Origin of the sequence: Mesorhizobium sp. M0239, assembly GCF_040321815.1 — a bacterium.
GTDB lineage: Bacteria > Pseudomonadota > Alphaproteobacteria > Rhizobiales > Rhizobiaceae > Mesorhizobium.
Genome location: NZ_JAMYSG010000038.1, coordinates 1 through 22178, shown reverse-complemented (window position 1 = coordinate 22178; position 22178 = coordinate 1). Strand labels below are relative to the sequence as shown.

Here is a 22178-nt window from a genome sequence, read left to right as displayed (position 1 = left end):
GGCGCCTTTGATGCTATTCGGCCGCCGGTGCCAGCGGCCTGACCCTGGCCATCATCGAGCGCAGTACCGCTGGTTTGAGCGGTTTGTTGATCACCGCAATCTCGAGCCCGCCGGCGGCCGTGCGCACCTCGTTGGAGCGGTCGGCTGTGACCAGCACGGCCGGCAGGTTGTCGCCATGGATCGCGCGCAGCCTGACGACGAGTTCGAGACCGGTTTCGCCGTCGAGATGGTAGTCGGCAAGAACGATGTCCGGGCGGTGTATCTTCGCGGTCTCCAGATCCTTTGAACCGGCCACGGTGTCGACGTTGCAACCCCAGCCTTCGAGCAGGAGCCGCATGCCTTCGAGGATGCGGGCGTCGTTGTCGATGCACAGCACGTGCAGCCCGGCCAGCGAAGCCGTCGCGCGGGCAGGAGCCCTGGTTTCGATCTCGCGCCGCGGCTCCTGCACGGCCGCCACGGGCAGGATGACGGAGAAGCGCGTGCCCTTGCCAGGGGTGGAAAAGATCCGGATCTCCAGGCGCAGCACCCGGGCGATGCGGTCGACGATGGAGAGGCCGAGACCGAGGCCTTCGGCCTCGCGCGCGCCCTCGTCGAGCCGGGTGAATTCGCGAAAGACGGTGTTCAGCTTGTCGCCGGCGATGCCGATGCCGGTGTCGATCACCTGGATCTCGGCCAGTTCGCCGCGCCGCCTGACGCCAACCAGCACGCGGCCGTGGCGCGTGTATTTGATGGCGTTGGAGACGAGATTCTGGATCAGGCGGCGCAGCAGATTGCGGTCCGTCGTCACTGTCAGCGATGACGGCATGATGGTCAGCTCCAGCTTCTTTTCGGCGGCGAGCGGCCGGAAGTCGTTGCCGATCTGGCGCAGCAATCCGTCGAGGTTGAAGGCGGTATCGTCCGGCTTCATTGCGCCGGCATCGAGGCGGGAGATGTCGAGCACGGCGCCGAGAATCGTCTCGACCGATTCCAGCGAGGATTCGATGTTGACGGCCGCCTTGCCGGCAGGCCCCTTGCCGGCCTTCTCGATCAGCGAGGAGCAATAGAGCCGGGCGGCGTTCAGCGGCTGCAGGATGTCGTGGCCGGCGGCGGCGAGGAAGCGCGTCTTGCCGAGATTGGCCTCCTCGGCCAGCATCTGCGCCTGCGCCAGCTCCTCATTGACCCGGGTCAGTTCGATGGTGCGGGTCTTGACGCGCTGTTCCAGCGATTCATTGGCACGCTTCAGCGCCAGATCCTGTTCCACGCGCCCGGAAATGTCGGCATAGGTGGCGACGATGCCGCCGTCCGGCATCGGGTTGGAGCGCAGTTCCAGGATGCGGCCCGAGGTTTTCAGCTCCATCTGCCATGGGCTGACGAAACTGGTCAGCCGGTTGAGCATGGCCACACGCTGATCGGCGGGGATGTCGCCGCGTTCGGCGAGATGGCGCAGGATGCGGTCGAGCGAGACGCCGACCTGGCCCATCTCGTCGGGCAGGTCGAACAGCGCCCGGTATTGGCGGTTCCAGCAGATCAGGCGGAAATCGCGATCGAAGACGGTGATGCCCTGTTCCATCTGGTCGAGCGCGATCTGCAACAGGTCGCGGTTGTGCTGCAGCGCCTCGGTGGCGTCGTCGAGCAAGCGGAAAGCATCCCTGGATTCGCGGTCGTGGCGCCGAAACAGCAGCGACAGGATCAGCCGCGCCGAGGAGGAACCGACGGCGCTGGCGAGCAATTGCTCGGAGAAGCGGATGACGTCCATGCTCGCCTGCTCGTTGCCGTGCAGCGAGGCTCCGTTGGTCTTTTCGAACGACTGGAAAGAGCGCTCGGTGCGCTCGACGCCGAGATAGCGCCCGATCGTGTCCTTCAGGTCGTTGACGGTGATGGCGGTGCGGAAGCGGCGCAGGCTTGGCATCGGGCCGGCATCGCGCGGCACGAAGATCGACGCCTGGATGCGTTCCAGCGGCACCGATGCGCGCGACAGCGAGCCGAGCACGAAGAACACCGCGTTGAGCGACAGGCTCCACAGCACGCCGTGGTTCAGCGGTTCGGCGACGGTGCCGAACAATGCCTGCGGCCGCAGCGCCTCGAAGCCGAACAGCCCGTGCACGATGATGCCGGTATCAGGGGCGGCAAGCGATGGAAACAGCAGCGTGTAGCCCCAGACGAGGATGCCGGCGACCATGCCAAGTGCCGCACCCCGGCCATTGGCGCCGCGCCAGATCAGCCCGCCGATCAGGGCGGGCGCGAACTGCGCGATGGCCGCGAACGACATCAGGCCGATCGACGACAGCCGCGCGCTATCGGTGCTCTCGCGATAATAGAGGAAGGCGATGAACAAGAGGATGAAAATCGCCCCGCGCCGCACATTGAGGATCAGCGTCGACCAGTCCTCGGTCTCGGAAGTCGAGGTCTTGAGCAGGCGGCGCACGAACAATGGAATGACGAGGTCGTTGGAGATCATGATCGACAGCGCCACGCTTTCGACGATCACCATCGCCGTCGCCGCCGACAGGCCGCCGATGAAAGCCGCCATCGCCAGCACATCATGACCGCTGAACAGGGGCAGCGACAGCACGTAGAGATCGCTGCTGGTTCCGGTGCCGACCAGCGAAAGACCGGCGAAGGCGATCGGCAGCACGAACAGGTTGATCGCCACGAGGTAGAGCGGAAACACCCATGTCGCGGTGCGCAATTCGGCCTCGCCACGGTTCTCGACAATGGTGACGTAGAACTGCCGCGGCAGCATGATGATGGCAAAGCCGCTCAGGCAAGTCAGCACCAGCCAGGTGGCGAGCGAGGTGTTGTAGCTCATCGCCTGTCGGACCTGGGCGTTCTCAGCGAGCTTGTCGAACATGTCGCCCGGGCCGCCGAAGATCAGGAAGGTGACCATCAGGCCGATCGCCAGGAAGGCGGCGAGCTTGACGACGGTTTCGACCGCCACCGCCAGCACCAGCCCATCCTGGTGTTCGGTGGCGTCGGCGTGACGGGTTCCAAACAGCACCGCGAACAGCGCCAGGAGCATGGCGACGACCAGAGAGATGTCGCTGACGAAGGGATCGAACGAAGGCGGCGATCCCGTATAGTGCTCGACCATCAGGCTGACCGAACCGGAGATCGCCTTCAACTGCAGTGCGATATAGGGCACCGCGCCGATGGTGGCGATCAGCGTGGCGATCGCCGCGACGGTGAAACTCTTGCCGTAGCGCGCGCCGAGGAAATCCGCGATCGAGGTGATCTTCTCGGTCTTGGCCAGCCGCACGATGCGGTTGAGCAGCGGGAAGCCGAACACGAAGACGAGCACCGGGCCCGTATAGATGCCGAGGAATTCGAGGCCGCGTTCGGAAGAAAGACCGACCGAGCCGAAGAAAGTCCAGGACGTACAGTAGATCGCGAGGCTAAGCGCGTAGATGAAAGGCCGCCCCCGGCTCGGCTCGGAGATGGCCGAGCGGCGGTCGCCGATGCTGGCGATGGCAAACAGCAGCGTCACATAGGCGATCGCGATGATGACGATGAACAAGCCCTGCACGCTTGGACTTTCCTCCTCTGCCGTCTTTCTATCCGGCTTGCCCGGACGCAATCACAGCTTGGCGTCCGAGTCCATTGCGGCTTTGGAAGCATGATCGCGACCGCGATATTCAGACAGTACAAGCAAGGTGCCGTCAGGTAAGAAGAAAGCGGTTGTTTTCTCCCTTTTATCGATGTTGCAACCGGAGGTTTTTGTTATGTTGCCTCAGGTCGATGCCGCAAGGACGGAAACGGCAGCTTGGCCAGTCACGACAAGGAGGGTCGAATGCTGAAAGAATTCCAGGAATTCATTTCCAAGGGCAATGTGATGGACCTTGCGGTCGGCGTCATCATCGGCGCGGCCTTCGGCAAGATCGTCGATTCCCTTGTCAACGACATCATCATGCCGATCGTCGGTGCGATTTTCGGCGGATTGGACTTCAACAACTATTTCTTCGGATTGTCCTCAGCCGTCAACGCGACCTCGCTGGCCGATGCCAAGAAGCAGGGCGCGGTCTTTGCCTATGGCAGCTTCATCACCGTGGCGCTGAACTTCCTCATTCTCGCGTTCATCATCTTCCTGATGGTCAAGGCGGTGAACAACATGCGCAGGCGGCTTGAGCGCGAGAAGCCCGCTGCTCCGGCCGCTCCGCCGCCCGCCGATGTCGCTCTGCTCACCGAAATTCGCGATCTGCTCGCCAGGCGCTGACCGCGGCTGGCATTTGCTGGACCAAAACCCCGGTCGTTCGCGGCCGGGGTTTTCTGTTTTCGCATCTGGTATGGACCGCTGACGAAAACCGCAGACCAAAACGGACCCGCCAATGACCCTGATCGACAGCTTGCGCCCTGAGGCCCGTGCGGCACCCGAAAGCGGCATTGTCGCCGTCGTCAATTACGGCCGCCTGCGCGAAGGCATGATTCCGCTCTGGGCCGGCGAGGGCGACCTGCCGACGCCAGCCTTCATCACCGATGCCGCGTCGAAGGCGATGGCCGGCGGCGAGACATTCTACACCTGGCAAAGGGGCATCCCCGATCTCAGGCAGGCGCTCTCCCGCTACTATGCCAGGCATTTCGGCAAGACCTTCCCGGAGGAAGAATTCATCGTCACCGGCTCCGGCATGCATGCCATCCAGCTGGCGCTCGACGCGCTCGCCGGCGTGGGCGACGAGGTGGTTTATCTGTCGCCGGCCTGGCCGAATTTCGATGCCGCGGCAGCGATAGCGGGAGCCATTCCAGTCGCGGTCACGCTCGATCATTCCGGCAATGGCTGGTCCTGCGACGTCGAGAAGATCGCGGCTTCGATCACGCCGCGCACAAAGGCGCTGTTCATCAACACGCCGTCGAATCCGACCGGCTGGACCGCCGATCATGAGACCTTGCAGGCCATCCTCGATCTAGCGCGCGCGAAAAACCTCTGGATCATCGCCGACGAGATCTATTCGCTTTTCCACTATGGCCACGGCCGCGCGCCGTCCTTCCTCGACATCGCGTCGGCGGAAGACCGCATCCTGTACGTCAATTCCTTCTCCAAGAACTGGGCGATGACCGGCTGGCGCGTCGGCTGGATCAAGACGCATCCGAGCTTGCAGCAGGTGTTCGAGAACCTGATCCAGTATTCGAACTCCGGCGTCGCCCAGTTCATGCAGCGCGGCGCGGCCGCCGCCCTTGACGGGGGCGATGCCTTCGTTGCCGAACAGGTGGAGCGGGCGCGCAAGGCGCGTGACCTTGTCTGCGGCATCCTCGGTGCCACGGATCGTGCTCGGTTCACCGTGCCGCAGGGCGCGTTCTATCTGTTTTTCACTGTCGACGGCATCACCGATTCACGCACCGCTGCCTTCGACATTGTCGACAAGGCCAATGTCGGCCTGGCGCCAGGCACCGCTTTCGGCCCCGGCGGCGAGGCGTTTTTGCGGTTGTGTTTCCACCGCCGCCTCGACCAGATCGAGGAAGCGGCGCACCGGCTGGCAAATTGGATGAAGGCTATTTGAGCCGCCGACGAAGCGCGGATTGAAAATCGCTCCGGCGAGCCAGATAGCCGCCGGAGCAGAGTTTCAAACGGCTTCAGCCGCCCGACTTGGGCACCAGCAGGGGAATGATGCGGTCGCTCTTGGCCACCGAAGGCCGCCCGGCTGAACCATAGGGGATGCCGAGCGCATCCCAGGTCTCGACCAGCGCATCCTGCAATTCGGCGATCAGCGCATCGGAATGGAACGGCGTCGGCGTGATGCGCAGCCGCTCGGTGCCGCGCGGCACGGTCGGGTAGTTGATCGGCTGGATGTAGATGCCGTGCACGCCGAGCAGGCGGTCGCTGGCCATCTTGCAGGCCTCGGGATCGCCGACCAGCAGCGGCACGATGTGGGTCGGCGAGTCCATCACCGGCAGGCCGGCGGCCGACAGGATCTGCTTGGTTCGGCTCGCCTGCTGCTGCTGGGCGTCGCGCTCGGCCTGCGAGCGCTTGAGATGGCGGATCGACGCGGTCGCGGCAGCCGCGATCGCCGGCGGCAGTGCCGTGGTGAAGATGAAGCCTGGCGCATAGGAACGCACAGCGTCGATCACGGCGCTGGTGCCGGTGATGTAGCCGCCCAGCGTGCCGAATGCCTTGGCCAGCGTGCCTTCGATGATGTCGATGCGGTCGGCCAGGCCTTCGCGCTCGGTGATGCCGCCGCCGCGCGGCCCGTACATGCCGACGGCATGGACCTCGTCGATATAGGTCATGGCGTTGTAGCGCTCGGCGAGTTCGACGATCTCTCTGATCGGCGCGATGTCGCCATCCATCGAATAGACGCTTTCGAAGACGATCAGCTTGGCGCGTTCGCGCCCCGCCGCCTGCAAAAGGCTTTCCAGATGCGCCACGTCGTTGTGGCGGAAGATCTTCTTCTCGGCGCCGGAACGCCGCACGCCTTCGATCATCGAGGCGTGGTTCAATTCGTCCGAGATGATCAGGCAGTTGGGCAAAAGCTTCGCGATGGTCGAGATCGAGGCTTCGTTGGAGACGAAACCGGAGGTGAAGACCAGTGCCGCTTCCTTGTCGTGCAGGTCGGCAAGCTCCACCTCGAGCTCGACCAGCGGGTTCGAGGTGCCGGAAATGTTCCGGGTGCCGCCGGCGCCCGAACCCATCTTGCCTGCCGTGTTCTGGAAAGCGGCGATGACGTCGGGATGCTGGCCCATGCCGAGATAGTCGTTGGAGCACCAGACGGTGATTTCCTCGGCGCGGCCATTGGAACGCCAGATGGCGCGCGGGAACTTGCCCGCGATCCGCTCCAGGTCGGCGAAAACGCGGTAGCGACGCTCGGCATGGAGCTGGTCGATCGCTTCCTCGAAGAACCGCTGATAGTTCATGTCGACTTCCCAATTTTTGCGCGGGATCATAATCATTGGCCTGTTGGTCGTCCACCTGGCCTTTTTGGTCAAAATGCCACGCCCCGGACCTGTTCCTAACGACCACGGATCGTGGCCTATTCCCTTGATGTGGATCAACTTTGTTTCAGGACAATGCCACTGGCCGGCGAGGCCGGTTACCACGGGTTCCAATGGTCATACGGCGGGCTTTCCAGTAGAGCGGGGGTTGAGACAGTTTCCGATAAATCTTGGATAAGCGAGGACGCGGATGACGGTTTTGGTTACAGGCGGCGCCGGTTACATCGGCAGCCATATGGTCTGGGAGCTGCTGGATGCCGGCGAAAGCGTGGTCGTTCTCGACCGTCTTTCCACCGGTTTCGAATGGGCGGTGGCGCCCGAGGCAAGGCTGGTTGTCGGTGATGTTGCCGACAGGGAATTGGTCGGCGGGGTCATCAGGGAGAACAAGGTCGACGCGATCATTCATTTCGCCGGCTCGATCGTGGTTCCGGAATCGGTCGCCGACCCGCTCAGCTACTATGAGAACAACACCTCGAAGACGCGCACGCTGATCGAAACCGCGGTGCGCGAAGGCGTGCCCAATTTCATCTTTTCCTCGACCGCCGCCGTCTATGGCGGAGCCGGCCTGGAGCCGGTGCGCGAGGACGCCCGCCTGGCACCGGAATCGCCCTATGGCCTGTCCAAGCTGATGAGTGAGTGGATGCTGCGCGACGCGTCGATCGCGCATGGCCTGCGCTATACCGCGCTGCGCTACTTCAACGTCGCCGGCGCCGACCCGAAGGGCCGCACCGGCCAGTCGACGCCGGGCGCCACCCATCTGATCAAGGTTGCCTGCGAGACGGCACTCGGCAAGCGGCCGTTCATGCAGGTGTTCGGCACCGATTATCCGACGCCGGACGGCACCTGCATGCGCGACTACATCCATGTCAGCGACCTGGCGGCGGCGCATCGCCTGGCCCTGCAACGGTTGCGCGCCGGGGGCACCAGCCTCGTCGCCAATTGCGGCTACAGCCATGGCTATTCGGTGCTCGAGGTCATCGACAGCGTGCGCCGCGCCTTCGGCCATAATTTCGAGGTGAAGATGGGCGATCGCCGTCCCGGCGATGCCGCGGCGGTGGTTGCCAATTCGGATCTCGCCCGCGCCGAGCTCGGCTGGACCCCGCAACGCGACGATCTCGACCAGATCGTCGCCGACGCGCTCGCCTGGGAGCGCATTCTGACCGGCAAGAACTCCGCGCGCGGCTGAACCGGGTCCTCCCAAGGGCTCGCAAGGCGGGCAGTGAAGCGCTATTGAAGGCATTCGCGGCAAGGCGCGGAGGCGCCGCACCGCGAGGAGCTCTTGGGGGATGGCATGAAAATAACGGTGCTCGGGGCCGGTGTCGTCGGTACGGCGGCCGCCTATTATCTGGCCAGCGACGGCCATGAGGTGACGGTGATCGAGCGCCATCCGGCGGCGGCACAAGGCACCAGCCAGTCCAACGCCGGCCTGGTGTCACCGGGTGACGCTACCGCCTGGGCCTCGCCGGCGGCTTTGAAGACCTTCCTGCGCGGGCTCTACAACCATGATCTCGGCATCAAGGTCAGGCTGCGCCTCGATCCCTATTTCCTCGCTTGGAGCCTGCGTTTCCTGCGCCAGTGCACGGTGGCGCGCCTGCGCGCCAACACCGACATCAAGCTCAGGCTCGCGCTCTATTCGCGCGACTGCATCAATGCGCTTTCGGAAGCCACCGGCATCCACTACGACGAGCGCAAGAAGGGCATTCTCTATTTCTTCCGCTCGCAAAAGAGCCTCGACACCGGTACCGACAATTACCGTTATCTTGCCAAGCACGGCCTGCCGATCGAAATCGTCGGCCGCGACCGGCTGGTCGAGCTGGAACCAGGCCTTGCCGGCGTCAAGGACAAGATTGCCGGTGGCGTCTATTCGCCAACCGACCAGACCGGAGATTCCAAGCAGTTTGTCGACAGGCTGGCCGCCTATGCTGCCGAGAAGCTCGGCGTCAAATTCCTGTTCGGAACGACAGTCGAAGGCCTCGACATCGAGGGCGATCATGTGCGCGCGGTGATGACGTCGGCCGGCCCGGTCGCCGGCGATGCCGTGGTCATCTCGATGGGACCGGAGAGCGGCCTGCTCGGGCGCCGCTATGGCATCGACCTGCCTGTCTATCCGGTAAAAGGCTATACCGCGACGATTCCCTTGGAGGACGAAAGCAAGGGACCGACCATGGGCGGCGCCGACGAGGACCGGCTGATCGGCTATTCCAGGCTGGGCAACCGCTTGCGGATGTCCTCGACGGCTGAATTCACCGGCTTCGATCGAACTTTCAAGCCCGCCGATTTCAAGACGATCATCAGCACCGGCAAGGATCTTTTCCCAGGTGCCTTCGACGAGAAGAAGGCTGTGTTCTGGGCGGGCCTGCGGCCGATGATGCCCAACTCGGTGCCGGTCATCGGCCAGGCGCGCTACAAGAACCTCTATCTCGACACCGGCCACGGCCATGTCGGCTGGACCATGGCCTGCGGCTCCGGCAAATTCCTTGCCGACCTCGTTTCCGGCCGCAAGCCGGAGATCGACCCGCAGGGGCTGGTCTACGGGGGCTAGTGATGTCGGGACCGCAAGTCGCTATCGACCTGGGCCGCATCGAGCGCAACGCGCGCACCATCGTCGAGCGCTGCGCGCTCTCGGGCATCAAGGTGTTCGGCGTCACCAAGGGCACGTGCGGCATGCCGCAAGTGGCGCGCGCCATGCTGCGCGGCGGTGTCGCCGGCATCGCCGAATCGCGCTTCGAGAACATCCGCCGGCTGCGCGACAGCGGCATCAACGCGCCGATCATGCTGTTGCGCAGTCCGCCGATGGCGCGTGTCGAGGAGGTGGTGCGCACCGTCGACATCAGCCTGCAGTCGGAATTGAGCACCATTCGCGAGATTTCGCGCATCGCCGAGCGCATGGGCCGCGTCCACGACATCATGCTGATGATCGATCTCGGCGATCTCCGCGAAGGCATCTGGCCGAACGACCTTATTCCGACGGTCGAACAGATCCAGGAGTTCAAGGGCGTGCGCATTGCCGGCATCGGCACCAATCTCGGCTGCTTCGGCGCCATCATGCCGACGCCGGAAAACCTTGGGCAGCTCGTCGCCCATGCCTACAAGACCGAGCGCTTGTCCGGCAAAAGCCTCGACTGGATTTCCGGCGGCGCCTCGTCGTCGCTACCACTGCTGCTCGAAGGCAGGCTGCCGGCCGGCATCAACAATCTGCGGGTCGGCGAGGCGATCCTGCAGGGCGGCGTCGAGACCTTCCGCGACACGCCGTGGGCGGAGCTCGAACCCGATGCCTGCCGGCTGACAAGCGACATCATCGAGGTCAAGCTCAAGCCGTCACGGCCGATCGGCCAATCGGGCTACGACGCCTTCGGCAACCAGCCGGTCTTCCCCGACGAGGGCGACAGGCTGCGCGCCATCGCCAATATCGGCCGCGAGGACGTGCTGGTCGAGGGGCTGACGCCGATCGCCAGGGGGATACGGGTGCTCGGCGCCTCCAGCGATCATCTGCTGCTCGACGTCGCCGATGCCGATCCAAGGCCCTCCGTCGGCGACCGCGTCGCCTTCCGCATGAGCTATGGCGCCATGCTTTTGGCAATGACTTCGGAATATGTCGAGAAGGCCCCGATGCACGACGTCGAGGATTTTTCCGGTCGCAAGATGGTGCAGATCACGGCCGGGCAGGGAGCTGCCGGCATCCTGGCTCGGGAAGGCACCGGCGCGCGGCTGGAAGCGATGAACTTCGACGTGGTGGAACTCGCCGATGTCGAGAGGCCGCCATCGGGGCTGGTCCGCCTCATCGCAGGCGCCGACCGGCGCATCGCCCACAAGGCGCTGACCGCGACGGCGCGCGCGACACATTCCTTCGGCCTGATCTGGATCGATTCGATCGCCGCCCTGATGCCCGAGGACGAGGACGGCATCGACCTCCCGGAAGGCTCGGTGCTGGCGCGCACTCTCGGCCTCGACCACAAGGCGGGTGCGCTGCAGCCGCAGCTGTCGCCGGAAAATGTCGTCATCGTCGGCTTGCGTCACGCCGATCCGGCCGAAGCGCGGGTGCTGAAGGATTCGCGGGTGTCGGCTTTCACCATGACCGACATCGACGCCATGGGCATGCGCGACCTGATGCATGAAGCGATCCGCATCGCCACCTCAGGCACGCAAGGCTTTCATGTCAGTTACTCGCCCACCGCAACCGAATTCGCCGGCTGGGCAGCAGGCTCCGGCGGGCTGACCGTGCGCGAGACGCATCAGGCGATGGAGGCGATCGCACTCTCCGGCGGGCTGCTGTCGATGGATGTGTCGGGCCTGACGGCGGATCTGGAGCCGCGGATCGGCACCGACGCGGTCAACTTCGTCATGTCTGCTTTCGGCAAGCGGATTCTTTGATCAGCCCTGCACGTCCACTGCCGCGCGCCATGCGCTGGCATAATCAACCCAGGCCGGGTCTACAGGCGGTTCTATTCTTTCGCCCTTGCCGTGCGTCGCCGGCTGATCGGATGCCAGCAGCGCCGCGCCGATGCTGGTGCCGGTAGCGGCCTCCGAGGCCACGACGTTGCGAGCAGTAGCCGCGGCCAGCATACCGACAAACAGCCGGTTGCGGGCAAAGGGGCCCTCGACCGTGGTCGGGCCGTCGGCGCCGATCAGGTCGAGGCAGGTCGCCGTCATCAAAGCCAGATAGAACGAGATGGCGGCAAAGCGCTGGCCCTTGTTGATGCCGTCGGCATTGAGCCATGTTGCGGCATGATGCGGGAACGGCCCCGACCCTTGCTGGGTCGACGGCAGCAGCAGCGTCTTTCGCACCAGCACGGCGCGGACATCATTCTCGGTCCACTGCTCCGGCTGGTCCTTGGTCAGCACGGAAAACTCGCGGCCGCCCATGAAGCGCGCAGAGGGAACGGGATTGCCGAGTGCGTTGACATTGACCAGCGTGTCGCGCGTGGCATCCAGCGCAATCTGTTTGCCGCCGACCGCCATCGACACCACCCAGGTGCCGGTCGAGACGACGGAGAAAGGCGGTTTGTCGGACAGCAGATGCGGCAGCAGCGAGGCGTTGGAATCATGCAGGGCGCAGAACACCGGCGTTTGCGCACTGAGTCCGGTTCGCATCGCAACGATGGGCAGGATCGGGCCGAGGCGGTCGCTGGCCGGCCGCACCGGCGCCATCAGGCTCCGCCACTCCAGCCTGTCGACCAACGATGAAAAATCCGCTGTCCACGGGTTCCACAGGTCGGTGTGGCAGCCGAGCGAGGTAACTTCGTTGGCGGCGATGCCGGTCAGGCGCAACGCCCAGTATTGCGGGTACATCAGCATCGCGGCGGCCCTGGCGAATTCGGCCGGGAAGCTTTTCTGCTGCCAGAAGAATTGCGCACCGAGATTGAGGCCGAGCGGCAGGCGCGGCGTGCCGGTCTCGGAAAAGAGCGGGCGGATCGCTTCATAATCCGCTGCCAGCCTGTCAGGGCCATCGAACTCATAGTCGAGCACAGGCAGCACCAGTTCACCCGCCGCGTCGACCAGCACGCCGGTCGCGCCGTGGGTGGTGATCGAAATGGCGTCGATGCGCTGTTCGTGGTTGAGGCCGGCAAGGCTTTCGAGGATGAATGTCCACAAGGCCTCGACATCGTGGTGCGGGTAGGGCGCCTGTCGCACCGGCGCATTGGCCATTCGGCGCAGCGCCACCTCGCTCAACGTCGCGAGGTCGACCAGCGCCACCTTGGCGTTGGTCTTGCCGATGTCGATGACGGCGATGTGGCGCATAGCACTCATGCCATGTGGAACATTGTTTCCAGCGGCACGGCCACCGGCTCGTTGTCCGGTCTGGTTTCCATGATGTCGGCCATTTCAGCCCACCAGCGCTGCATCACCGAATGCCTGGGCAATTCGTCCATGCCGTGGTCGTCTCGCCGCCACAGCACACCGAACAGGATATTGGTCTCCTCATCGAGATGAATGGAATAGTCGGAGACGCCGGCCTGCTTCAGCAGCGCGAGCAGCGACGGCCAGATTTCGTCATGGCGCTTCTTGTACTCGGCCTTCATGCCGGGCTTGAGCTTCATCTTGAATGCGTATTTTTCGGCCATCAACGCCCTCCGCGGAGTCGCCGCCAGACGATCGGCAAGGCAATGACGATGATCAGCAGCAGGCCGATGAAGATCGACATGACGATGCCGGGCACGTTGAGCAGGCCAAGCCCGAAGGTCACCAGTCCCATGATGAAGGCTGCAAGCACGACGCCAAGAATGCTGCCGGCGCCACCGAGGATGCTGACGCCGCCGAGCACCACCATGGTGATGACTTCCAGCTCGTAGCCTTGCGCGATCGACGGCCGTGTCGAGCCGAGGCGGGAGGTGATCAGCACCGAGGCGATGCCCGACATCAGCCCGGTCAGGCAGAACAGGATGAACTTGGTGCGGCCGACGCGCACGCCGGAAAATTGCGCAGCGACCGGATTGTTGCCGATGGCGAAGACGCGGCGGCCGAAACTCGTGCGGTGCAGAAGGAACCAGTAGACGACGGCCGCGATCAGGAAGAGCACCAGTTCGAACGACACCACCCACCAGACATAGCCCTGGCCGAAGAAGGCGAAGTTTGAGGGATAGCCCTTGTAGGCCTGGTCGCCGAGGATGATGAAGGCGATGCCGCGAAACAGGCTCATCGTGCCGATGGTGACGACGATGGAGGGCAGGCCGAGCCTTGTCACCAGCAGACCGTTGAAGGCGCCGCAGCCGAGCCCGACGACGATGCCGATCGCCACCAGCACCGGCGTGCCGGCGCCGGCCTGCACCGCCATGCCCATCATGGTCGACGCCAGCGCGATGATGGCGGCCACCGACAGGTCGATCTCGCCCGAAATGATCAGCAACGCCATGGCGAAGGCGATCAGGCCCTTCTCGGTGAAATTGAAGGTCAGATCGGACAGCGAGTAGGGATCGAGGAAATAGGGCGAGGCGAAGCTGTTGATGGCGAAGATGGCGACGGCCACGACGACCAGCAGCGCTTCCCAGGAAAAGATCGCCGAACGAAGCGGCTTGTCGAGCCGGTCGGGAATGTGGCGCGGGGCAGGGATGTCGGTCATGTCCCCGCCTCCACCTTTCTCAGGATGATGCGGCCTTGCTGGCGTTCGCCGCGCGCGTTGAGCACGACGGCCAGAATGATGGCGCTGCCCGAAATCGCCATCTGCCAGAAGGGCGAGATGTTGATGACCGGCAGCGCGTTGGAGATGATGCCGAGGAACAGCGCACCGAGCACCGCGCCGCCGACCGAACCGATGCCGCCGGCGATGGAAATGCCGCCGATGACGCAGGCGGCGATGATGTTGAGCTCATAGCCGTTGGCGACCTCGACCGACGCAATCACATAGCGCGAGATCCAGAGATAGCCTGACAGGCCGCCGATCATGCCGGAGATGCAGAAGACGATGAATTTCGTGCGGCCGACATCGATGCCGGCATAGACGGAAGCCGTCGGGTTGACCCCGATGGCGTAGATCGAGCGGCCGAGCGCGGTGCGCGTCATCAAAACGAAGAACAGCGCGATGACCAGGATGGCGATCCACGACAGCACCGGAATGCCGATGAAGGCTGCGCGCTGAAAGCCGATGAATTCCGGGCTCATCTTGTCGGCATTGACCCAGGCACCGCCGGACAGCACGAAGGTGGCGCCGCGATAGATGGTCAGCGTGCCCAAAGTCACCACGATCGAGGGGATGTTCAGCCGCCAGACCAAAAGGCCGTTGATGGCGCCGAGCACCAGGCCGACGGCCAGCGCAATGACGATCAGCAGCGGGATGGGGATTGCCGGATGCGCGGCGTTCAGCATCGCCACCACCATGCCGGTGAAGCAGAGATTGGACGCCATCGACAGATCGATCGACCGGGTCAGGATGACCACCATCTGGCCCAGCGCCAGGATCATCAGGATCGAGGTGTCGTTGAACACCTGGCGCAGATTGCCGGGGTCGGCAAAGGCCGGGAAGCGCGTCGAGATCAGCCCGATCAGCACGACGATGGCCGCGAGCAGCCAGATTTCACGGTATTTCAAGAAAGCTCTCATGCCGCGATCCCCGCTGCCGTCCTGACCAGCGTCTCGGCGTCCAGCCCCTTGTTGTCGTAGACCGCCGCGACAAGGCCTTCACGCATGACGACGACGCGGTCGGACATGCCGAGGATTTCGGGCAGTTCGGATGACACCATGATCACCGACAGGCCTTGCGCCACCAACTCGGCCATGAAGCCGTGCACGGCGGCCTTCGAGCCGATGTCGATGCCCTTGGTCGGCTCGTCGAGGATGATCACCTTGGGCGACGTCGCCAGCCATTTGGCGATGACGATCTTCTGCTGGTTGCCGCCCGACAGCGTGCCGACGTCCTGGCTGAGCGAGGAGGCCCTGAGGTCGAGCCGCTCGGTGTAGGAGCGGGCGAGCGAAAACTCCTCCGACAGCCGCAGCAGGCCTGACTTGGATGTGCGCTTGAGCGAAGGCAGCGAGACGTTCTGGAAGATCGGCAGGCCGATCACCACGCCTTGCTTGCCGCGTTCCTCCGGCACGTAGACGATGCCGGCATCGATCGAATCCGCAGCCGATTTCGGCGCGAGCGTCTTGCCTTCCAGCGTGATCGTGCCGGCTGATGTGCGGGTGATGCCAGATATCGCCTGCATCACCTCGCTGCGGCCGGCGCCGACCAGGCCGTAGAAGCCGAGGATCTCGCCCTTGTGCAATTCGAAGCCGATATCGTTGAATTCGGTCGGATGCGACAGGCCGGAAACGGAGAGCACCGGCGCGCCGATCTCGGCCTTGCGCTGCGGGAAGATGTGATCGACCGCGCGGCCAACCATCAGGCGCACGATCTGGCTCTGGCCGGCATCCTTGATCAGGCCTTCGCCGACCATCTCGCCATCGCGGAACACCGTGTAGCGGTCGGCGATACGGTAGATCTCGTCGAACTTGTGGCTGATGAACAGGATCGCCTTGCCGTCGCTCTTGAGGAACTCGATCAGCAAAAAGAGCTCCTCGATCTCCTTCATCGAAAGCGCGGCGGTCGGCTCGTCCATGATGACGATCTGCGCGTCGATCGACATGGCGCGCGCGACGGCGACCAGATGCTTGTTGGCGATGCCGAGGTCCTTCAGGCGCGCATCGGCGTCGATATGGCCGGCATGCATGGTGTCGAGCACTTCGCGCGCATTTTTGCGCATCGTGCGCCAGTCGATGGTGCGCAAACGCGTGCGCGGCGCGTGGCCGAGAAAGATGTTTTCGGCGACCGTCAAATCGTCGAACAGCACGGTTTCCTGATGGATGGCAGTAACGCCATAGCCGAAGGCGGCATGCGCGCTGGGCAGGGTGACTGCCTGGCCGTCGATGCTGATGGTACCCTCGTCGGGCTGGTAGATGCCGGTCATGATCTTGACCAGCGTCGACTTGCCGGCGCCGTTTTCGCCGATCAGCGCCGTCACCTGGCCGGGGTAGAGCGACAGGCTGACATTGTGCAGCGCGCGCACGCCGGGAAAGCTCTTGGAGATGCCGGACAGCGTCAGGCGTGGAGCCGAGGCTAGAGGCTGCTCCTTCACCGTGCCGGGTTGGGCTGTCGTGTCCATAGTCGTATCAAGCCCTGAAACAAGGTCCGTTTAAAGTCGCGGCGGGACGTGAGCTCCGCCGCGACAGCTTGAGAGCGCTCCAGATCAATAAATCTTGGAGAACTTCTCGATGTTCGACTTGTCGAACTGGAACGGCGGAGCCATCGCAGCCGAGTTGGTGTCGTCGAGCGTGACCTTGCCGACGCGGCCGATCGACAGCGTGGCGCCGGGCTTCGCCTCTTCCTTCTTCACCGCCAGATCATGGGCGAGGTAGACGGCCGAGTAGCCGAGGTCGATCGGATTCCACAGCGCAACCGCCTGGCTGGAACCGTTGTCGATAAACTTCTTGAACTCGGACGGCAGCGCCAGGCCGGTGACATTGACCTTGCCGATCAAGTTCTCATCGGTGACGACCTGGGCGGCGGCAACGACGCCGACGGTGGTCGGCGCTATGATCGCCTTGAGGTTCGGATAGGACTTCAACAGGCCCTTGGCCTCATCAGTGCTCTTGGCCGAATCGTCATCGCCATAGACGGTGGCGACAAGTTTGATCTTGGGGAACTTCTCCGGCAGGATCTTCTTGGCCGCATCGATCCAGGCGTTCTGGTTGGTCGCGGTCGAGGAGGCCGACAGGATGGCGACTTCGCCGCCTTCCGGCAGGTAATCGGCGGCAAGCTTGATGATGGTCTCGCCGATCAGGCCGGTGTCGGACGGGTTGAGGTGAAGCTGGCGGCCTTCCTTGGCGACGCCCGAATCCCAGGAGATGACGGTGATGCCGCGTTCCATGGCCTTCTTCAGCACCGGTACCAGCGCGTCGGCGTCATTGGCCGAAATGGCGATGGCGTTGACCTTCTGCGCGATCAGCGAATTGACCACTTCGATCTGCGCTTCGGCGGTCGCCTTGGTCGGGCCGGTGTAGATGATGTCGACATCGCCGAGTTCCTTGGCCGCCTCTTCGGCGCCCTTGTTGGCGGCATCGAAGAAGCCGTTGCCGAGCGACTTCACCACCAACGCGATCTTGACGTTCTCGGCATAGGCGGCATTCACGAACATGGCGGCTGAGAATGCAGCCGTCACCATCAATTTCTTCAAGAAGCTCATCGAATTTCCTCCCTTGAGCGTTGCATTCCATCGCCGCTGCGAGCGCGAGTTGGCCTCAGGCCTGCAGTGAAGATTCTTCCTTGTTGGTTGCGGATGTGCGGGCGACGATCAGCGTCACGCCGGCGGTTTCCAGCATCTTGGCTTCGCGATCCTCGATGCCGTCATCGGTGATGACGGTGGCGATGCGCGACAGGCCGCACAGGATCAGGCTGGAGCGTTTGCGGAATTTTGAGGAATCGACCAGCACCACCAACTCGTCGGCCTGGTCGATCAGCTTCTGCTCCGCCTGGATCAAAAGCGGATCGCCTTCCATCAGGCCAAGCGGCCCCAGCCCCTGCGCGCCCATGAACATGCGGCGCGCATAGAAATTGCGCGTCACGTCATTGTCGAAGGGAGACAGGATGATGTTCTGCTCGCGATAGATGGTGCCGCCCGACAGCATCACCGTGTTCTTGGAGTGCTTGAGCAGATGCTCGGCGATCGGAAACGAGTTGGTGAAGATCGGCATCCGGCGGCCGGTCAGGAAATGCACCATCTGGAAGGTGGTGGTGCCGCCATTGATGATGATCGGTTCGCCGTCCTTGCACAGTTCGACCGCTTCACGCGCGATTGCCCGCTTCTGCGAGGCGTTGATCGTTTCGTTGACGGAAAAGGGCCGGCCGGCCAGCCCGATGAACTGCGGCGGCGAGATTGCCTCGGCGCCGCCGCGGACGCGGCGCAGGCGCTTCTGGACGTGGAGAGCCGCGATATCGCGCCGGATCGTCGCCTCGGAGGACTCCGTCAGGTCGACCATCTCTTGCACCGTCACAACAGGCTTTTCCTGGACGGCGGACAGAATGATCCTGTGGCGCTCTTTTTCGTGCATGGTTCCTCCCTGCCAGAGCATCTAGGCACCCAAAACGCGCAGTGTCAATCATTTCCGATCATATAATTTCATTGTGCAGTGCAATATGATCGATCTTGATCGTTTGTGATTGACAAGCCGGCTGCTTCCGTGGAAATTCGAACCAAATGGCCGCGCCTTTTGCGTGCCTTCGGGAGGATTTCTTATGCTCGACAAGCGCACCGGCGCGCGCCTCGCCAATCTGTGGGATGAGGCCAAGGCTCACGCGATGAGCGGGCCGGAACTTCTGGTCTACCGCTCGAACACACTTGGCTCGGACAAGCGCGTCACCAACTATGGCGGCGGCAACACGTCCTCGAAGATCTGGCAGAGAGACCCGCTCACCGGCGAGGATGTCGAAGTGCTGTGGGTCAAGGGGTCGGGCGGCGACAGCGCCTCGATCAAGCTGGATGGCTTCGCCACGCTCTACATGGACAAGCTGCGCGCGCTCAAAGGCCTCTATCGCGGCGTCGAGCACGAAGATGAAATGGTCGGCTTCCTGCCGCACTGCACCTTCAACCTCAATCCGCGCGCGGCCTCTATCGACACGCCGTTGCATGCCTACGTGCCGAAGCCTTTTGTCGACCACATGCATCCCGATGCCATCATCGCCATTGCCGCGGCAAAGGATTCGAAGGCGCTGACCAAAGAAATCTTCGGCGACGCCATTGGCTGGTTGCCGTGGAAGCGCCCGGGCTTCGAACTCGGCCTGTGGCTGGAAAAATTCTGCCTCGAACATCCTGCCGCCAAAGGCGTTATCCTGGAAAGCCACGGCCTGTTCACCTGGGGCGACACCCCCAGGGAATGCTACGAGACGACGATCTCGGTGATCAACCAGGCGATCGAATGGTTCGAGCGCCGCTCCGAGGGTGTCGCTATCCTCGGCGGTGAAGCGGTCAAGTCGCTCGACGCCACTGAGCGCCGTGCGATTGCCGCAAAGCTGATGCCGAGGATTCGCGGCCTGATTTCGGAAAAGAGCCACAAAACAGGCCATTTCGACGATTCCACTGCTGTGCTCGAATTCGTCAACTCCAGGGATCTGCGCCCGCTGGCGGCACTCGGCACGTCGTGCCCCGACCATTTCCTGCGCACCAAGATCCGCCCGCTGGTCATCGAGTTCGATCCGGCAAAACCCGATGTCGATGCGGTCATCGCGCGCCTTGCCGACGACATCGCCGAATATCGCGTCGGCTACCAGGCCTACTACGACAGCTGCAAGCATGCGGACTCGCCCGCCATCCGCGATCCCAATGCCGTCGTCTACCTGATGCCCGGCGTCGGCATGTTCACCTTCGCCGGCGACAAGGCGACGGCGCGCATTTCGGGCGAATTCTACGTCAACGCCATCAACGTCATGCGCGGCGCCTCCACCGTATCGTCCTATGTCGGCCTGCCCGCACAGGAAGCCTTCGACATCGAATACTGGCTGCTCGAGGATCTGAAGCTGCAGCGTATGCCGAAGCCGAAGTCGCTTGCCGGCCAGATCGCGCTGGTCACCGGTGGCGCCGGCGGCATCGGCCGCGCCACGGCCAACCGCCTGCTGCGCGAAGGCGCCTGCGTGGTGCTGGCCGACATCGACGAGACAGCGCTGGCCAGCGCCAATGACGAACTGGCGAAAGTCTACGGCAAGGATTTCGTCCGCCCGGTATTGATCAACGTCACCTCGGAGGACCAGGTCATTTCGGGCTTTGCCGAGACGGCGGTCGAGTTCGGCGGCATCGACATTCTGGTGTCGAATGCAGGGCTGGCCTCCTCGGCGCCGATCGAGGAGACGACGCTGGCGCTGTGGAACAAGAACATGGACATATTGTCGACCGGTTATTTCCTGGTCTCGCGGGAAGCGTTCCGGCTGTTCCGCGCGCAGAAGATCGGCGGTAATGTCGTCTTCGTCGCCTCCAAGAACGGCCTTGCCGCATCGCCCAACGCCGCCGCCTATTGCACCGCCAAGGCCGCCGAGATCCATCTCGCCCGCTGCCTGGCGCTGGAGGGCGCGGAGGCGCAGATCAGGGTCAATGTCGTCAACCCGGACGCGGTGCTTCGCGGCTCGAAGATCTGGACCGGCGAGTGGAAGGAACAGCGCGCCGCCGCCTACAAGATGTCGACCGACGATCTGGAGGAGCACTATCGCTCGCGTTCGATGCTGAAGCGCTCGGTCTTCCCGGAAGACATCGCCGAAGCGATCTATTTCCTGGCGTCCGACATGTCGGCCAAGTCGACCGGCAACATCATCAATGTCGACGCGGGCAACGCCCAGTCGTTCACGCGCTGAGCGGAGGAGGACGATGGAACAGATCATCGCCGCCGATACCGTCGACAAGGACAATGCCGCGCGCAAGGCCGACCTCGAACGCGACTACGCCTCGCTCGGCGAACGCCTCGACCGTCGCGGCATCGCCATCGACGCCATCCGCGACAAGGTCGAGAAATTCGCGGTGGCGATCCCGTCCTGGGGTGTCGGCACCGGCGGCACGCGCTTTGCCCGCTTTCCCGGCGCCGGCGAGCCGCGCGACATCTTCGACAAGATCGAGGATTGCGCCGTCATCCAGCAATTGACGCAGGCGACGCCGACCGTCTCCCTGCACATTCCGTGGGACAAGGCCGACCCGAACCGGCTGAAGCAGGCGGCTTCGCGCTTTGGCCTCAGCTTCGACGCCATGAATTCCAACACTTTTTCCGATGCAAAGGACCAAGCGCTTTCCTACAAATTCGGCTCGCTGTCGCATGCCGATGCCGGCACGCGGCGGCAAGCGGTCGAGCACAATCTCGAATGCATCGAGATCGGCGAGACGCTTGGCTCCAAGGCGCTGACGGTGTGGATCGGCGACGGCTCGAACTTCCCGGGCCAGGTCAATTTCGCCAAGGCGTTCGAGCGCTATCTCGACGCCATGAAAGAGGTTTACGCCGGGCTGCCCGCCGGCTGGAAGCTGTTTTCCGAGCACAAGATGTACGAGCCGGCCTTCTATTCCACCGTCGTGCAGGACTGGGGCACCAACTACATCATCGCCAGGGAATTGGGCGACAAGGCGTTCTGTCTCGTCGACCTTGGCCACCATGCCCCCAACGTCAACATCGAGATGATCGTCTCGCGGCTGATCCAGTTCAAGAAGCTTGGCGGCTTCCACTTCAACGACTCGAAATATGGCGACGATGATCTCGATGCCGGTTCGATCGATCCCTACCGGCTGTTCCTCGTCTTCAACGAACTGGTCGATGCAGAACTTTCCGGCGCCGAGGGTTTTGACCCGGCGCACATGCTCGACCAGAGCCACAACGTAACCGACCCGATCGAAAGCCTGATGCTGTCGGCGGTCGAGGTGCAGCGCGCCTATGCGCAGGCGCTGCTCGTCGACCGCAAGGCGCTGGAAGGTTTTCAGGACTTGAACGACGCGCTGATGGCGACGCAGACGCTAAAAGCCGCCTACCGCACCGATGTCGAGCCGATCCTCGCCATGGCGCGGCTGAAGACCGGCGGCGCCATTGATCCGGTCGCGGCGTATCGTGCGGCGGGCTACCGGGCGAAAGTCGCGGCCGAACGCCCGGCGGTCGCCGGCGGCTCTGGCGGCATTGTGTAGCCCATAATTCGACGTTTCCGTCGATCCGACAGAGGCGAGGACAGCACTTGAGCACCCCCCTCTGTCCTGCCGGACATCTCCCCCGCAAGGGGCCTGTTGCAAAATTGTGTGGATGTGATTCCCTGTTTTTGAAACGGGGATCTTGCGATGACGACGAAGCCGAGCGGTCAGTTC

General features: G+C 63.5%; 16 protein-coding genes. 7 read left to right on the top strand and 9 right to left on the bottom strand.

Annotated elements, in window-relative coordinates; translation table 11 throughout:
• Positions 1 to 13: 13 nt before the first annotated feature.
• Complete coding sequence (locus NKI99_RS29390) at positions 14 to 3502, bottom strand: PAS domain-containing hybrid sensor histidine kinase/response regulator (RefSeq protein WP_352613065.1); 3489 nt, start codon at positions 3500 to 3502, stop codon at positions 14 to 16.
• A 264-nt stretch (positions 3503 to 3766) separates the two neighbouring features.
• On the opposite strand from NKI99_RS29390, the gene mscL reads away from it, so the two are divergent.
• On the top strand, positions 3767 to 4189 hold the full coding sequence (gene mscL / locus NKI99_RS29385; protein WP_023813897.1) for a large conductance mechanosensitive channel protein MscL: 423 nt from the start codon (positions 3767 to 3769) through the stop codon (positions 4187 to 4189).
• 112 nt (positions 4190 to 4301) lie between these two features.
• Positions 4302 to 5468 carry a pyridoxal phosphate-dependent aminotransferase gene (locus tag NKI99_RS29380; protein WP_352441466.1) on the top strand — a complete coding sequence of 389 codons (1167 nt, stop codon included), beginning with the start codon at positions 4302 to 4304 and terminating at the stop codon, positions 5466 to 5468.
• Positions 5469 to 5541: 73 nt separating this feature from the next.
• Here NKI99_RS29380 and hemA read toward each other — a convergent pair whose 3' ends face one another.
• Positions 5542 to 6819 carry a 5-aminolevulinate synthase gene (hemA, locus tag NKI99_RS29375; protein WP_127297829.1) on the bottom strand — a complete coding sequence of 426 codons (1278 nt, stop codon included), beginning with the start codon at positions 6817 to 6819 and terminating at the stop codon, positions 5542 to 5544.
• Positions 6820 to 7087: 268 nt separating this feature from the next.
• Here hemA and galE point away from each other — a divergent pair, with 268 nt between their 5' ends.
• The 3 genes from galE (at position 7088) to NKI99_RS29360 (ending at position 11268) form a co-directional block, all read left to right on the top strand.
• Positions 7088 to 8083, top strand: coding sequence for a UDP-glucose 4-epimerase GalE (gene galE / locus NKI99_RS29370; RefSeq protein WP_352613063.1), 996 nt, complete (start codon positions 7088 to 7090; stop codon positions 8081 to 8083).
• A gap of 105 nt (positions 8084 to 8188) precedes the next feature.
• On the top strand, positions 8189 to 9439 hold the full coding sequence (locus tag NKI99_RS29365; protein ID WP_128362566.1) for a D-amino acid dehydrogenase: 1251 nt from the start codon (positions 8189 to 8191) through the stop codon (positions 9437 to 9439).
• A 2-nt stretch (positions 9440 to 9441) separates the two neighbouring features.
• On the top strand, positions 9442 to 11268 hold the full coding sequence (locus tag NKI99_RS29360) for an alanine racemase (RefSeq protein ID WP_352613062.1): 1827 nt from the start codon (positions 9442 to 9444) through the stop codon (positions 11266 to 11268).
• On the opposite strand, the gene NKI99_RS29355 is transcribed toward NKI99_RS29360, so the two are convergent.
• From NKI99_RS29355 to NKI99_RS29325, 7 genes are all read right to left on the bottom strand, one after another.
• Positions 11269 to 12645 carry an FGGY-family carbohydrate kinase gene (locus NKI99_RS29355; RefSeq protein ID WP_352613060.1) on the bottom strand — a complete coding sequence of 459 codons (1377 nt, stop codon included), beginning with the start codon at positions 12643 to 12645 and terminating at the stop codon, positions 11269 to 11271.
• A complete protein-coding gene (gene rhaM / locus NKI99_RS29350; RefSeq protein WP_023813904.1) occupies positions 12642 to 12959 on the bottom strand; it encodes an L-rhamnose mutarotase in 318 nt (105 codons plus the stop codon). The genes NKI99_RS29355 and rhaM overlap by 4 nt, the downstream gene beginning before the upstream one ends.
• A complete protein-coding gene (locus tag NKI99_RS29345; RefSeq protein WP_023813905.1) occupies positions 12959 to 13954 on the bottom strand; it encodes an ABC transporter permease in 996 nt (331 codons plus the stop codon). The genes rhaM and NKI99_RS29345 overlap by 1 nt, the downstream gene beginning before the upstream one ends.
• Positions 13951 to 14931, bottom strand: coding sequence for an ABC transporter permease (locus NKI99_RS29340; protein ID WP_023813906.1), 981 nt, complete (start codon positions 14929 to 14931; stop codon positions 13951 to 13953). Before NKI99_RS29340 ends, NKI99_RS29345 begins: the two co-directional genes overlap by 4 nt.
• Positions 14928 to 16469 (bottom strand): sugar ABC transporter ATP-binding protein, encoded by a 1542-nt coding sequence (locus tag NKI99_RS29335; protein WP_128305242.1) that lies wholly within the window; start codon positions 16467 to 16469, stop codon positions 14928 to 14930. The genes NKI99_RS29340 and NKI99_RS29335 overlap by 4 nt, the downstream gene beginning before the upstream one ends.
• Positions 16470 to 16553: 84 nt before the next feature.
• Positions 16554 to 17549, bottom strand: a complete 996-nt coding sequence (gene rhaS, locus NKI99_RS29330; RefSeq protein WP_023813908.1) for a rhamnose ABC transporter substrate-binding protein — start codon at positions 17547 to 17549, stop codon at positions 16554 to 16556.
• 55 nt (positions 17550 to 17604) lie between these two features.
• A complete protein-coding gene (locus tag NKI99_RS29325; RefSeq protein ID WP_023813909.1) occupies positions 17605 to 18414 on the bottom strand; it encodes a DeoR/GlpR family DNA-binding transcription regulator in 810 nt (269 codons plus the stop codon).
• A 184-nt stretch (positions 18415 to 18598) separates the two neighbouring features.
• Here NKI99_RS29325 and NKI99_RS29320 point away from each other — a divergent pair, with 184 nt between their 5' ends.
• A complete protein-coding gene (locus tag NKI99_RS29320) occupies positions 18599 to 20701 on the top strand; it encodes a bifunctional rhamnulose-1-phosphate aldolase/short-chain dehydrogenase (RefSeq protein ID WP_128305240.1) in 2103 nt (700 codons plus the stop codon).
• 13 nt (positions 20702 to 20714) lie between these two features.
• Complete coding sequence (gene rhaI / locus NKI99_RS29315) at positions 20715 to 22004, top strand: L-rhamnose catabolism isomerase (protein ID WP_128305239.1); 1290 nt, start codon at positions 20715 to 20717, stop codon at positions 22002 to 22004.
• Positions 22005 to 22178 lie beyond the last annotated feature (174 nt).

Coding starts and splice junctions, on each gene's coding strand:
- mscL (WP_023813897.1), top strand. CDS start 3,767: ATGCTGAAAGAATTCCAGGAATTCATTTCCAAGGGCAATGTGATGGAC.
- NKI99_RS29380 (WP_352441466.1), top strand. CDS start 4,302: ATGACCCTGATCGACAGCTTGCGCCCTGAGGCCCGTGCGGCACCCGAA.
- hemA (WP_127297829.1), bottom strand. CDS start 6,819: ATGAACTATCAGCGGTTCTTCGAGGAAGCGATCGACCAGCTCCATGCC.
- galE (WP_352613063.1), top strand. CDS start 7,088: ATGACGGTTTTGGTTACAGGCGGCGCCGGTTACATCGGCAGCCATATG.
- NKI99_RS29365 (WP_128362566.1), top strand. CDS start 8,189: ATGAAAATAACGGTGCTCGGGGCCGGTGTCGTCGGTACGGCGGCCGCC.
- NKI99_RS29360 (WP_352613062.1), top strand. CDS start 9,442: ATGTCGGGACCGCAAGTCGCTATCGACCTGGGCCGCATCGAGCGCAAC.
- NKI99_RS29355 (WP_352613060.1), bottom strand. CDS start 12,645: ATGAGTGCTATGCGCCACATCGCCGTCATCGACATCGGCAAGACCAAC.
- rhaM (WP_023813904.1), bottom strand. CDS start 12,959: ATGGCCGAAAAATACGCATTCAAGATGAAGCTCAAGCCCGGCATGAAG.
- NKI99_RS29345 (WP_023813905.1), bottom strand. CDS start 13,954: ATGACCGACATCCCTGCCCCGCGCCACATTCCCGACCGGCTCGACAAG.
- NKI99_RS29340 (WP_023813906.1), bottom strand. CDS start 14,931: ATGAGAGCTTTCTTGAAATACCGTGAAATCTGGCTGCTCGCGGCCATC.
- NKI99_RS29335 (WP_128305242.1), bottom strand. CDS start 16,469: ATGGACACGACAGCCCAACCCGGCACGGTGAAGGAGCAGCCTCTAGCC.
- rhaS (WP_023813908.1), bottom strand. CDS start 17,549: ATGAGCTTCTTGAAGAAATTGATGGTGACGGCTGCATTCTCAGCCGCC.
- NKI99_RS29325 (WP_023813909.1), bottom strand. CDS start 18,414: ATGCACGAAAAAGAGCGCCACAGGATCATTCTGTCCGCCGTCCAGGAA.
- NKI99_RS29320 (WP_128305240.1), top strand. CDS start 18,599: ATGCTCGACAAGCGCACCGGCGCGCGCCTCGCCAATCTGTGGGATGAG.
- rhaI (WP_128305239.1), top strand. CDS start 20,715: ATGGAACAGATCATCGCCGCCGATACCGTCGACAAGGACAATGCCGCG.